At 39.4% G+C, this 13067-nt stretch carries 15 protein-coding genes; 5 read left to right on the forward strand and 10 right to left on the reverse strand.

Annotation, left to right across the window (positions count from 1 at the left end):
* Window positions 1-38: 38 nt before the first annotated feature.
* The 5 genes from PTI45_RS21085 to PTI45_RS21105 form a co-directional block, all read right to left on the reverse strand.
* The gene (locus PTI45_RS21085; RefSeq protein ID WP_139129302.1) at window positions 39-1112 is read right to left on the reverse strand and encodes an AbrB family transcriptional regulator; all 1074 of its coding nucleotides are present in this window, start codon (window positions 1110-1112) and stop codon (window positions 39-41) included.
* Window positions 1109-1837 (reverse strand): MBL fold metallo-hydrolase, encoded by a 729-nt coding sequence (locus tag PTI45_RS21090; RefSeq protein ID WP_083243662.1) that lies wholly within the window; start codon window positions 1835-1837, stop codon window positions 1109-1111. The genes PTI45_RS21085 and PTI45_RS21090 overlap by 4 nt, the downstream gene beginning before the upstream one ends.
* Window positions 1838-1925: 88 nt before the next feature.
* Window positions 1926-2993, reverse strand: coding sequence for a GGDEF domain-containing protein (locus tag PTI45_RS21095; RefSeq protein ID WP_175425240.1), 1068 nt, complete (start codon window positions 2991-2993; stop codon window positions 1926-1928).
* A 208-nt stretch (window positions 2994-3201) separates the two neighbouring features.
* The gene (locus tag PTI45_RS21100) at window positions 3202-3831 is read right to left on the reverse strand and encodes a nitroreductase family protein (protein WP_069329558.1); all 630 of its coding nucleotides are present in this window, start codon (window positions 3829-3831) and stop codon (window positions 3202-3204) included.
* Window positions 3832-4080: 249 nt separating this feature from the next.
* Window positions 4081-5292: an amidase gene (locus PTI45_RS21105; protein ID WP_069329559.1), complete on the reverse strand. Its 1212-nt coding sequence runs from the start codon at window positions 5290-5292 to the stop codon at window positions 4081-4083.
* 201 nt (window positions 5293-5493) lie between these two features.
* Between PTI45_RS21105 and chrS the strand changes: the two genes are divergently transcribed.
* Genes chrS through chrA form a run of 3 tightly spaced genes read left to right on the forward strand, consistent with a single transcriptional unit; the run spans window position 5494 to window position 7205 of the window.
* Window positions 5494-5976, forward strand: a complete 483-nt coding sequence (chrS, locus tag PTI45_RS21110; RefSeq protein WP_069329560.1) for a chromate efflux transcriptional regulator ChrS — start codon at window positions 5494-5496, stop codon at window positions 5974-5976.
* Between the two features lie 3 nt (window positions 5977-5979).
* Window positions 5980-6642, forward strand: a complete 663-nt coding sequence (gene chrB, locus PTI45_RS21115) for a chromate efflux transporter ChrB (RefSeq protein ID WP_083243663.1) — start codon at window positions 5980-5982, stop codon at window positions 6640-6642.
* Window positions 6642-7205, forward strand: coding sequence for a chromate efflux transporter ChrA (gene chrA / locus PTI45_RS21120; RefSeq protein ID WP_069329561.1), 564 nt, complete (start codon window positions 6642-6644; stop codon window positions 7203-7205). Before chrB ends, chrA begins: the two co-directional genes overlap by 1 nt.
* 76 nt (window positions 7206-7281) lie before the next feature.
* Here chrA and PTI45_RS21125 read toward each other — a convergent pair whose 3' ends face one another.
* From PTI45_RS21125 to PTI45_RS21135, 3 genes are all read right to left on the reverse strand, one after another.
* Window positions 7282-8355 carry an S-layer homology domain-containing protein gene (locus tag PTI45_RS21125; protein ID WP_069329562.1) on the reverse strand — a complete coding sequence of 358 codons (1074 nt, stop codon included), beginning with the start codon at window positions 8353-8355 and terminating at the stop codon, window positions 7282-7284.
* An 85-nt stretch (window positions 8356-8440) separates the two neighbouring features.
* Complete coding sequence (locus tag PTI45_RS21130) at window positions 8441-9079, reverse strand: hypothetical protein (RefSeq protein ID WP_069329563.1); 639 nt, start codon at window positions 9077-9079, stop codon at window positions 8441-8443.
* A complete protein-coding gene (locus PTI45_RS21135) occupies window positions 9076-9633 on the reverse strand; it encodes an RNA polymerase sigma factor (protein ID WP_069329564.1) in 558 nt (185 codons plus the stop codon). The genes PTI45_RS21130 and PTI45_RS21135 overlap by 4 nt, the downstream gene beginning before the upstream one ends.
* A gap of 296 nt (window positions 9634-9929) precedes the next feature.
* On the opposite strand from PTI45_RS21135, the gene PTI45_RS21140 reads away from it, so the two are divergent.
* Window positions 9930-11264 (forward strand): SMP-30/gluconolactonase/LRE family protein, encoded by a 1335-nt coding sequence (locus PTI45_RS21140; RefSeq protein WP_069329565.1) that lies wholly within the window; start codon window positions 9930-9932, stop codon window positions 11262-11264.
* Window positions 11265-11363: 99 nt separating this feature from the next.
* Here the strand turns inward: PTI45_RS21140 and PTI45_RS21145 are convergent, their stop codons facing one another.
* A complete protein-coding gene (locus PTI45_RS21145) occupies window positions 11364-11768 on the reverse strand; it encodes a CBS domain-containing protein (protein WP_069329566.1) in 405 nt (134 codons plus the stop codon).
* 206 nt (window positions 11769-11974) lie between these two features.
* Between PTI45_RS21145 and PTI45_RS21150 the strand changes: the two genes are divergently transcribed.
* The gene (locus PTI45_RS21150; RefSeq protein ID WP_069329567.1) at window positions 11975-12397 is read left to right on the forward strand and encodes an Imm63 family immunity protein; all 423 of its coding nucleotides are present in this window, start codon (window positions 11975-11977) and stop codon (window positions 12395-12397) included.
* An 88-nt stretch (window positions 12398-12485) separates the two neighbouring features.
* On the opposite strand, the gene PTI45_RS21155 is transcribed toward PTI45_RS21150, so the two are convergent.
* Complete coding sequence (locus tag PTI45_RS21155; RefSeq protein ID WP_069329568.1) at window positions 12486-12938, reverse strand: Lrp/AsnC family transcriptional regulator; 453 nt, start codon at window positions 12936-12938, stop codon at window positions 12486-12488.
* Window positions 12939-13067: the final 129 nt, after the last annotated feature.

The following is a 13067-nucleotide window of genomic DNA, read 5'->3' on the forward strand; positions in this document are numbered from 1 at the left end:
CTCTATCTTATAACGACTCCGAGAGGGGATTGAATCATTCATCTGGCAATTCGCCGAAAAATCAATTTCAATAATGGCGGAACTGCTAGAAAAATAAACAGCGTTCTAAATAACTGATAACAGCTTACCGTTGCGATATCTGCATTCACTTCATGAGCAATAATACTCATCTGATCCATACCACCCGGTGACATACTTAACATAGCTGTTGCTGGAGAGACATGATGCCATTTCAGCAATATAAAAGCAAGCATACCAGCAAATAACAACAAAACTGCTCCACTACCTAATGCCAAAGCGATCATTTGCAACTTATTGGTCAATCGTTCTGGTTGGAGCATCAATCCAATCGCACTACCAATCAGCAATTGCGCCGCATCAAGAATCGCAGAAGGCAAAGCAGGTGCGTGTATCCCTGCCAACTGGATCACAGCAGTCGTAATCATCGGAAGCAAAATAAAAGCGGTAGGAAACCGAACTTTTTTACCCAGTATAGCCATACCTGTACAAGCGATAGCAAATAAAAAGATATTCGGAAACAATCCGCTCCAATTGGCTGTCGAATGGGCTAATGCTTCGGTTACACTGTCCATATCCACACCGAAAATAGGACTAAATATCAAAAGCGGTACACCAATAATAATCATCATTAAGCGTGAGACTTGAAGAAAAGTAACAACAGTTATATCAATACCTTTGACTTCTTCTGCCAAAATAACCATCTGTGTTAATCCACCTGGAATACTCCCTAACAATACTGTTGGAAATGAAATTCCTGAGATTTTGGTAATGATATACGCTGTAAACACTGCAAATAAAATCAGCAAAGCGGTTAAGCCGATCATCGAAGGCAATTGTCCACCGATCTGTTGCAAAGTTGCGATAGTCAATGATAATCCAATCGAATAACCGACGATAATCATCCCTGCATTACGGGCTGCATTCGGCCATAGTGGCGGTAATGAGGGGAATAATTTGGAACTGATAAAAATAACGATCATCGGTCCGAGCAACCACGGAATCGGTAGATGAATGACTTTAAATAATAATCCACCGATCAATGCAAGTGTCAGCGTATATAACCATCTGATCCATGGCTTTGGCTCAATCACGAAGGATTCACGATCTCGTTAAGTCGTTGCTGAATATCCCCTTTAAATAATCCGCCATGATAACAAATAACCGTTTCGATCGGAAGCTGTTGAAAAGCACGAAGTGATTCGGTTGCTTGTTCCATATCTAATGTAAACATAGGATTAGGACCTTGCAATTCACCATTTTCAACGATCATCGCATCTGCGGCAAACAACGTTTTACTCGCGATATCATAAAAGCTTGTATGCCCTGGCGTATGCCCCGGTGTATGTATCACTTGTAGACCTTCACCAAAAGGAAGAACTTCATTTCCTTGTAGAACATGAGTCACATTATCCGGCGTATTCGCTGAAAATACACTGCGGAATGATTGTTGTAAATGTTCGGATAGCGGTTCAAGCACTGTATCGATTCGTTCAGGTTTGGCTTTGGCAAAAGGATGTGTTCCATTGATTGCCCCTGCATCTTTAGCTTGTGCATATACATTCAGTTTACCTTTAGTAGCTTCCAAAAACTGAGGTAAACTTCCCACATGATCGAGATCATCATGAGACAAAATAATCGTTTTGACCGGATACGCAGGATCGATCTGCTTCATAATAATGTCGTAACAACCTGGAACACCAGTATCAATCAACACCGCTTGATCTTCTGTATAAATAACCACTGGATGGATTACCATTTCATGTTCGCCCATCGGTATTTTAATTTCTAACATTTCGATATGATCTGCAATTTTCATTATTCCCCAGAGTCTAGATAACGACTCCGGTTCACCTCCTCGTGTAGTAAAATACTCTATTTCTTATATCCACCATTATACGACATTGTTAAACAGCACAGACCCGGTTACGTCCTTGACGCTTCGCTTCATATAAAGCTTCGTCCACTTTGGCTAGCATAACATTCGGCTTGATATCTGGAAAAGTCGCTACACCTATAGAAACAGTAATCGATAATGTACGTTGATCCGGTAAAAGAAATGTATTGTGCTCAATTACATTCCGCAATTTTTCAGCTACATGACTGGCATTGTCTTGAGTACAGTAATTTAAAATAACAATAAACTCTTCTCCACCTTTGCGAGCGCACGTATCCCCTGAGCGTACAAACTCTTGCAGTAATTCTCCCATCTGAGATAGCACAGCGTCTCCGCTACTATGTCCATACGTATCATTGATTGATTTGAAATAATCGATATCTATCATTAATAAAGAAAAACTTTTTTGATTGGCTTTGGCATAATTCATTGTTTCTTCAAATAAAGCTTCAAAAGCACGTGGATTGTGCAGTCCTGTTAAATGATCTCGATTCGCTAACTCTTTCAATAACAGAAACAAATGATTCGATCGTGTAAGGTACACCAGAATGATATACGTGAATAATCCGCCTACCAAAAACACGCTTAATATAATCAGAAATTGCCATAACATCGGATTTTCTAATGTCAAATAAAATAAAACCGGCGGCAAAATCATTGAACAACAGATCGTAATCAACCAGCGACTTAATAATACTCGATGCTCTCCAATCAATAATAGTGAAGAACATATCCATGCGCCCAGCACTATCGCTATACTTACGATTAATACATCCATATCACCGTATTCAAACAAGAACAGTCGCCCGAAAATAATAATTGTCCCTGCAATTAAACCAGAAAGCCTGCCTACCGTGTAGACCGCTCCAATCACTGCTAATGCTCTAAGATCAATCAGAACATCACTTTCAGGAAGATGGAATCCCCACAGAATAAGAACCAATCCAAAAAGACCATACACAATACCAGCTAGACTTATAAAAAACCATTTTCGTTTTATTAATTCATCACGAACTTTATTTAGTAACAAATTACCTAAAAACAAAAAGGTTGAGGTTAACGTTAAATTATTAATCAATTCAAGTACCATAGGGTATATCTTCACATCCTCTGACCAATCTGCTATCCTTTCTCTATATTCGACATATTACTCCAAATAGTTCATAGTTTAAAGCTAATTATGACAAAATAATCCACTATAATATCAATGACATATCAAAAAGCCTGACGTATATCACGTCAGGCTTTTTGATTATATATCATCTACTCATTTAGAAGAAATAATCTTAGAATGAGTTTTTGATAACTGCTTCAGTTAAATCAAAACGTCCAGAAGCATAAGCAGGTTTTGCTGCTTTACCTACGCTGATTAGGATCGTTGGGATATAACGAGCAGGTACATTGAAATGTTCTGCAAATTTATTTTTATCAAATCCACCCATAGCACAAGTATCATAACCCAATGCTTTTGCTGCAAGCATTAAGTTCATCGCTGCAAAAGAAGAATTGACATTTGCACTATCGCGTGCAAATTCAGCACTTTGATAAGCTCCATCAATTTGAGCCACTAATGAATCACGGATTTCTTGAGTCAATGCTCCTCCTTCAACAGCTGCATCATAAATTGTACCTGCATTTTTATTCGCTTCTAGATCCGCAAGAATAGCAACTACAAAAGAACTGTCTGACACTTGAGATTGGTTATAAGCGATTGGCAACAATTCTTGTTTTTTCGCTTCATCGTCAATGACAAGGAATTTCCAGTGTTGAAGGTTCCAAGCAGATGGAGCATCATTAGCTGCTGTCAGAATTGTATCCATATCTTCTTGCGGAATTTGGTAACCTTTTTCATACGATTTTACAGAATGGCGTTGCTCTATCACTTGAATCGTTTCTGGCTTAATTGCGTTAGACATGGGTTTATTCTCCTTTGGGGTGGGGGTTGTGAAAGATAACGATAAACTTAATTTCATTTGTGAATTAAGTAACATTTAGTAACTATCTATATAATTCATTGTTATTGTAATAGATATGTTGATAGCTTGTCAACAAATGTTAAACCATATTAATTCTGCTCCAGATATTGGTAAAATAAAACAAGCTCTCATCGAAAACCTTTCGAGATGTAAAAGGAATTTGCGATATAGAGCTTATGTGATATTTATTCATTTCTGACGTTTATGAGTCCAGTCTTTCACCCATTCAAGCAAGCGAATATCTTGCCCTTTCCCAGCGATCACTGACAATCCAATCGGTGCACCTTGTACTGTAGCGACTGGAATACTAATCTGTGGCAGACCTGCTAGACCTGCAATACAAGACAATTGCATCGTCTGGGAACGACGACGTTCATTTTCTTCTCCTTGAATATTAAGATAAGGAGCTGCACCTGTTGCTGTTGGCAACACCAGTAGTCCATGCGTACCCAATAATTGATATAGACGCTCACTCACTTGTTGTTTTAGAGCAAATGAATATGAATGATCTTCCAGACGTAATGTGGAAGCCCATGCAAATCGATCTGCAATATCTTTGCCAAAAGAAGGTTGTGTGGCTTCTATCCACTGCTGATGTTCTTGCCAGATTTCTAAAGCTTGGATCGTACGAAAAGCAGTCATCCATGCCGACAATCCTTCCGGTGCAATCTCTGTCCATGAAGTATGACCGTTGTTTTCTTTAAGATAGTGAGTCATTTCTTCCAACGATTCTTGCAAAGCGGTACGTGTATCGGGTTCTGCTAATGCCCAAGCTTCTTCTGGAAAATAAATATGATCGAATAGAGAATGCTCATTATGCTCTTCTGAGGAATCGATTAATACTTTGCCTACTTCTAATAACATATCAGCAGAGTTCGCCATCCAACCTACGGTATCAAATCCTTGTGCAAGTGGAATCACTCCGTCGATCGGAACCAAACCATGTGTAGGGCGCATTCCATAAATACCACAATACGATGAAGGAATACGTACAGAACCTCCTGTATCTGTACCGATCGCAAAATCTCGTAGACCTGCGGCAACAGCTACAGCTGAACCACTAGAAGAACCTCCCGGAATACGATCTGCTGCTTGTGGATTAATCGGTGTTCCATAATGAATATTTTGCCCATTTAAGCTATACATCAATTCATCGGTATGTGTTGTTCCTTGTAGAATAGCTCCAGCTTCGAGTAATCGCTCTATCGCTGAAGAAGTGTAACTAGCAGGCGAATGAGTCCGCAACCAGTCTGGATTCCCTGCACTAGCTGTATGACCTGCAAGAGCAAATACATCTTTAACTCCGAATGTCCATCCAGAAAGTGATCCTTGTAGCGCCTGTGGTGAAGATGAAGCCATCGTCAATTGCTCGTTCATAAAGGCATTCCATGTTGAACTCATCTCTATTCCTCCCTACCGATACCATTCCTATTCATTCCTACATATCCACGTAAGCTTTGTGTAAGTAAATTTCAATTTTTATGTTGAAAACGATTTTTAATCATTATATATTTAAACATATCGTAAATGAAAGAGTTATTTTCGAACCAAAACGAAATAAGATAACGATGTAAATAAAAATGATTAGGAGGCATAAATAAGATGAATCATCACCGTTCTTCAACCGATCAACCTGTCGATATTGATGAGATTGACCGCAAAATTATTACCATTCTGAATAAAAACGGTCGAATTTCATATACTGACCTTGCCAAAGATATTGGTTTATCTCGTGTAGCTGTACAAGCTCGAATCAATGCTTTGATAGAAAATGAAGTGATTGAGCGCTTCACTGCTGTTATTAACCCTGCCAAAATTGGGATTACTGTATCGGCATTCTTCAATGTAGAAGTGGAACCCAAGCATCTTCAAGAAACTGCGGATCAATTAGCCGAAGAACCGTTTGTCACTAGCCTTTACCATATGACAGGACCTAGCAAATTGCATATGCACGGATTATTTATCGACAATCAAGAAATGGAGTCTTTTCTAAAAGATAAATTATACAATATGCCGGGTATTATGAGCGTAGACTGCCAAGTATTGATTACCCGTTACAAAAGTCGGATGGGAATGAGGCTGTAATATATGAGTAAACCATCGACTACACCTTCCAAATCTACACCTACGACTCCTGTTTATCATAAAGCGACCTATAGTGAATTATCATGGGCGATGGTACGTACCGGTATTCTTGGTTATGGCGGTGGGCCTTCGGTTATGCCTCTTTTTCGTTATGAAGCAGTGACTCGTTATCGCTGGTTAAGTGATGATGAATTTGGCGAAATTCTAGCGCTTGGCAATGCTTTACCCGGTCCAATTGCTACGAAGATGGCGGCGTACTTGGGCTATCGTGGCAAAGGTGTGCTCGGGGCTATTTTAGCTGTGATCGCTCATATTCTCCCTTCTTGTCTAGCGATGATCGTGTTATTATCAGCAGTCTCTTACTTAAGCCAGTCCAAAATCATTCAAGGGATGATTGCTGCTGTGGTGCCTGTAATTGCTGTCATGCTGGGCGTAATGGCATACGAATTTGGCGAAAAAGCGGTTAAAGGACTAGGCATTAAAGTCGGTATTGGACTATTTATTGTAGCGTTTATTCTGTTGCAACTGGTAAATGTCCATGCGGCTATTGTGATTGCACTATTTTTAGCCTATGGAGCGGTTCATTTCAAATTTGTTCAATGGTTGAAAGATCGCCGTAACCCACCTAATCCGCCTGTAAAGCCGACTGAAGGCGGTGGTGCTTAATGGTGACACTGACTATTGATTGGATCGAATGGCTTCGTTTATTTTGGGGCTTTTTTCTAGCCAATGTACTTGGTTATGGTGGAGGCCCTGCTTCAATTCCACTGATGTACAACGAGATTGTAGCGCATTACCACTGGCTAGATGACAAAACATTTTCGAATGTGCTAGCGCTTGGTAATACACTTCCCGGGCCTATTGCCACGAAGATTGCTGCTTTTGTCGGGTATGATGTCTCAGGAATAGGCGGAATATTTATCGCTTTATTTGCGACGATTGTCCCTTCGGCAGTGGCTTTGATTCTACTGCTTAATCTATTGCAGAAATACCGTACTTCTCCTGTAGTCAAAGGATTAACATTACTGGTTCAGCCTGTTATCGCTGTAATGATGGCGGTACTGACATGGCAATTAACAGCAGGTTCGTTTGTCTCGATAGGCATCTGGCAAAGTCTTGGTATTGCTGCTGTCGCTTTCTGGGCGATGCAAATTCGCAAGATTCATCCTGCGTTTGTGATTCTAGCGGCTTTTGTCTATGGTGCATTGGTACTTCCGAATTTTATTTGATCAACATAATATCAATCAAATGTACACCAAAAACGACTGTAGATCATCTACAGTCGTTTTTTACCTATTTATATGATTAATCTGCAATATTGCTGTTACCACTTACCCCGTTTATACTACCTGTTTGACCAGTGACAGGTGAACCATCGCCATTACTTGCAAATTGAAAAGCATAGCCGTAATTGGTATCTGCTTTGAAATGTTGCAATTGATCGGCTGTGAGGTACGCACTTACATAGGTGTAGTCTACTTTTTGCGCATTTCCTTCATATGTCCATGCTTTGGCAACATTCACATCATAATTCAATCCTTGTAGACGTTTGACTTCGGCTTGTACTTCTTTGCTGTGGGTTTCTAAAGGAGTGCCGTTCGAAAATAAATCGATCGCTACAAAATACTTCACATCTTTTCCGGCATATTGATCTAAAGCTTTTTTCACTCCACTCACGTACAATACTTCTCCATTGTTCGGTGTTGCATAACTTTCAGATACCATGCCTCCACTATTGGGCTGAGGGACAGGGTCAGATCCTTTTTTCTCGTGCGGTAATACATCGATTCTTACTCCTTTGTCTTTCGGTTTTGCTACTTTATCGTTTTTGATCTTTTTCAAATATCCTAAAGCATGATGCAGGATCGCATTTGCTTCTGCACGAGTGATTTCTTTTTTCGGATTCAAGTTTTTGTTGTGATCTAACTTTACAATCCCAAGCACGATAGCCAATTGTACTGAACCTAAGAATGAAGGATTTAGCTTTTTCATATCTTTGATATTAGGTGTAATCACATCAATCGCTGGCATGTTTCCTGCTGTTTGTAGAGCAGTCATCACTTCATCAATATAGCGTTCACGACTAATCTTTTGGTTAGAATGTGCTGCTTTGGATTTCAGTTTGAATGCTTTTTCAATCATTTGGCTCGCTTGTTTTTGTGTTAATGTTTTACTGGATGCAATGGTTGTATTGCTAACTCCATTAATAGTCGGTTGAGCATGTAATTTCACCATTCTTTCTTGTCCGGTTACACCATTCAAGTCTTGAACGCTAGATGTAGCTGCAAAAGACATACTCCCTAGTGATAAAGATAAAATAGATGCAGATAAGATTGATGTTACGATTTTTTTATTGATGTTGTTGTTTTTGTTATTCATGGTAATTCCTCCTCGAATGTTTGAACAATAATGGCTTACACTATAAAAGACGACGTTTAGCAGATCAGGTTATTTTTGCTTTCCATTATTTTTTAAAATCGATATCAATACCTTGATCCGCATCTACAGGCAAACCATCACCATTGGTAGCAAAGCGGAATCCGTAACCATAATGCGAATCTGCTACAAAATTCTTTAATTGATCGGCTGTAAAATAACCTGCAATATAGGAGTAATCGACTTGTTGTTGATTGCCTTGATACGTCCACGCTGTAGCATAACCTACCTTATAATGGAGCGCAGTCAGACGTTCTAATTCGTTCACAGCTTCTGCACTGTTAACCTCTATAGGCTTCATATCGTTAAATACATCAATCGCTACAAAGTATTTCACATCTTTCCCTGCGTTTTTCTTCAAAGCTTGTTGAACTTCTGGACTATAGAATTTACTTCCATTGACAGGTGTCGCATAACTATCTGATGGAATACCGCCTGAAGGGGTAGTTTCACTTTGAATAACCGTTCCAGATGCTGTATAGATCGGATTTTGTTGATTCCAGACATTTGTAGCCATAAATGAAATAATAACTGCCGCCGCGGCAAAAGCTATAGCACTTGACCATTTCAGCCAATACTTCGATCTTGGTTGACGACGTGCTTCGTATCGGGTCAATAAATCATCGTCGATCTGTCCAATAGCACGATAAAGTTGTTCACTATTCATAAGTAGATTCCTTCCTCTAGAAGATAAGCTTTGAGCTTGGTACGTGTACGAAAAAGACTAGCTTTGACATTGTTCTCTTTCATAGCAAATTGCTCAGCCATCTCTGCTTGTGAACGGCTATACCAGTATCTGGCTAAAAACAAATTGCATTCACGCTCAGGTAACGTATGCAGAAATTGGTTGATCGTTTTTGCCAAATCTTTTTCCAAAATAGCTTGTTCGACATCATGATCAGAAGGGATACAATCATCGAGTTCACCTAGAATAATAGTCATTTCTCCACCACGCTTTTGAGCTTTTTTCGCTTTGAATTTATCAAGTGATAGATTTCTGGTGATCCTGCCTACAAAAAAAGACAGTTTACTTGGGCGTTGTGGAGGAATGGCATTCCATGTACGAAGCCATGTGTCATTAACGCATTCTTCTGCATCTTCGGAATCACTCAAAATGTTATAAGAGATCGTATAGCAATATCTTCCGTAATGGCGGGAAGATTCTGTTATCGCTGCTTCATTTCTCGTTATAAATAGTTCTATAATTTCGTTATCTTCCACGTATAGGCTCTCCTTTGTGCTACATATACTCTTCACTTATACAGACGATAAATCATGACTCGGGTTATTTTTAAATAGTTCAAAAAGATAATTATTTTCTTCCCATCTACAAATGTAATATAATTCCAGTCAAAATACGATGCAGATCATTCTTGAACGGCTAGATACTCTTGTATATTTTTCGAAAGATATGTAACTATTGTCTTTTTGTTGTTAAAAGAAGGATGCTCCCTTTCGATAGCGAATGCTACCCTTAGGCTTATGATGCCAAATGAAATGTACAGGAGGGATTATTTTTGAAAAAGAGTAAGTCGCTTGGGGTTATTGTCGCTATGACGGGATGTCTATTATTATCACCATCGACTGGGTGGGCAGCAGATAAGGTAGATTCGAATATGCAGACTATTGTAGATGGCAAAAGTACCGATCAAGTCAGCCGATTAATCGGTCAGACCTTGTACAGTCCTTATGCTTTGGTAGCTGATCAGTTGGATGCTCAAGCTACATGGGATGCCGATCAAGGCACATTAACACTGACCAAAGGTACAACCAAAATCACTCTCAGTGATCGTGCTACCTCTACAACCGCATCGTATCCTACACTACAACTTGTAGGGGACCAAGTATTCGTATCTGTACGGGCTGTTTTTGAAGCTTTTGACTACAAAGTGATATATACTTCTGCTACTCGCTCTGTCACTATTCAACCTTCTGCTCCTGTTATCTCTAATCCTACGCCTACAGCAACATCAGACACTTACCAATCAGTCTCGATTTTAACAGACCTTGATCCAAGTACAGCTACAGGTCTGCGGATAGAAGGTGTGATTGCTAATGCAGATAATCAAGTGTTTACTGTCGAAATGGGAAGTAAAACATTATATCGGATTGCCGCAGATACCGGACAAATGGATACATTGACCGAATTACCACGTTCAGGTACAGGAATGGCACTTGATACGGATGGTAATCTCTATATTGCAAGCGGAGGCGAAGAAGGTCTCATTTACCGGATCAATGAAGAAGACTTATCCAGTGCGGCTTTTGACTCTTCCAAAGTAGTCACCTATGCCAGTGGAGTTCCGGGAGCGAACGGATTAGCCTTTGATGGTAGTGGTAATCTGTATGTAAGCGGTGGAGCTACAGGAGCTATCTACAAAGTCTCGGCAAGCGGACAAGTCAGTACGTATGCCAGCGGGATCTTGCCTACACGGGAAGAGCAAAAAATCGTAGTGAATGGAATTGCTTTCGGTACAGATGGACAATTATATGTGAGTAATACAAGTTCTGGAGAAGTGAATCGCTTTGCGATCAACAGCGATGGTTCTCTAGGACAACGACAACTTGTTGCTCAAAGCCCGCTATTATATGGAGCAGACGGCTTAAATTTCGGACCGGATGGTGCTATCTATGTAGCAGCTAACGAACGAAATGCCATTGTACGTGTTGGTCTGGATGGACAGGTACGTGATATCGCTAGCAACAATAACAATGGGCCTTTAGAATTTCCTGCCAGTCTTCATTTTGTAGGTAACACATTATATATCAGTAATTTTGACCAACCGCGCGGGATCAATAATCCTAATGATCCTGGTATTGGTGCTTCGATCGCAACGATGGATTTTAGCTAATAAGAGAACAACAACAATACACGCCCAACTGTTCATATCTGATGAGCAGTTGGGCGTGTATGATTTTATAATCGTATGCTATCTCTAGATACAGACCACTTAGTCTGTAATATTATCATTATAGTATTCAATAATATCTTTGCGACGAATAATCCCTAGAAATATGCCTTTGGAATCAATGACAGGTACAAAGTTCTGATCAGCGGCAAGCGATAACATATCTTCCATCGCTGCGGTGATAATAACACTTTCGTTGCGGACATGCTTTTGAATATCATAGACAGGAATCTCACGCATTTTTTCAAAATCAAGATTGCATGTATTTTTGAGTTTCCATAATAAGTCCCCTTCAGAAAGAGTCCCTACATACCGTCCAGATTCATCAATAATTGGCAAAGCAGTATAAGAATGACGCTCTAATATCTCTAAGGCTTCAAACATCGAAATCGTTGAAGGAATATAAGCGACTTGTTCTTTAGGTAATAAAAAAGAAGAAATTTGCATCTGCTGTAGACACTCCTTTGGCTATAAATTGGTGATGTATATCTATTAAAACATACATATGACTATATTTGAAAGCGATTGCAGGTTGAGATTTTGTAACTATTTGATGAGATTGAAGCAGTCATTCAGTTTATTTATACTATAATAGACACGACAAAATGACACCCGAGCTATACTCAAGCTCTAGAAATGAGGTTCTTGTTATAATGATCTATCATGCCAATCAAATTATAGAAAAGATCACAACACTACTTCAGAAAACAACAATCTATGATCAACAGCACCATATGAAATGGGTACGTGCTCCTTTTTTCGATCAAGAGCCATTTGAACTTTCTCCGTATGTTCAGATTACAGACGAAGGATATGTATTACAAATGTACGAACGCAATGTGCAAATGCTCAACAAACTTACGACCGATGTAGATGATGTGGTGTACTGGATTTTGGAAGATACGATTCAACTGATTCTACATACTGATCGATTACAACGTCAACAGGATTCTTCTTATACAGCTAGAGATGAAATATCTATTGAAGAACAAGCTAATCAAGCCTTTTCTGAAATAGGTGGAATCTATGAACAATGGCATCATCAACATCGTCGCAGTACATTAGAGACGCCTTAAATACATCATAATCACTACCAGAACAGTCTATAGCACGCAAAAGGATCTTGTCTCTACAAGATCCTTTTTTGGCTAACACCAAACAACGTTAGATCGTTTGCTGATCTTTGCTCATAGCAGGAACAAGAGATTTGTGATCGATAGGAGAAGAAAGAGTAATTAACGTAGTATACGAGCCGTGGCTAGTAATGCAATTTTCAAAAGGTTCCAAATCCATAATAGATGCAGTCACTACTTTAATCAAATAATTGTAATCTCCGCTTACTCGGTGACATTCTACGATCTGAGCAGTATCCTGACAAAATTGCACAAACGAAATACCATCATGCGCACGGAATAAATAATACGCTGTTGTATGTTGTCCAATCTTATCCGGTGCGACCACTGCTCGGTATTGTTGAATCACTCCACTCTCTTCCATTCGACGTACTCGTTCCGTGACGGCTGGTTGAGACAGCCCTACTTCTTTTCCTAATTCGGTCATTGAAATACGTGCTTGGGTTTGCAGACAGAGTAGAATATGTTGATCCACCTGATCCATGAATGTTCACTCCTTTAATTTCAAGGTTATAACAATAAATAAATTTGAATCCGTAAGTGTATACACGAAATAAATCGGTTGTTATATGTAGTATTGCGATAATATCATATAAAATGAACAGAGTAAATC

The sequence above is a fragment of the Paenibacillus nuruki genome, assembly GCF_001721045.1.
Classification (GTDB): Bacteria; Bacillota; Bacilli; order Paenibacillales; family Paenibacillaceae; genus Saccharibacillus; species Saccharibacillus nuruki.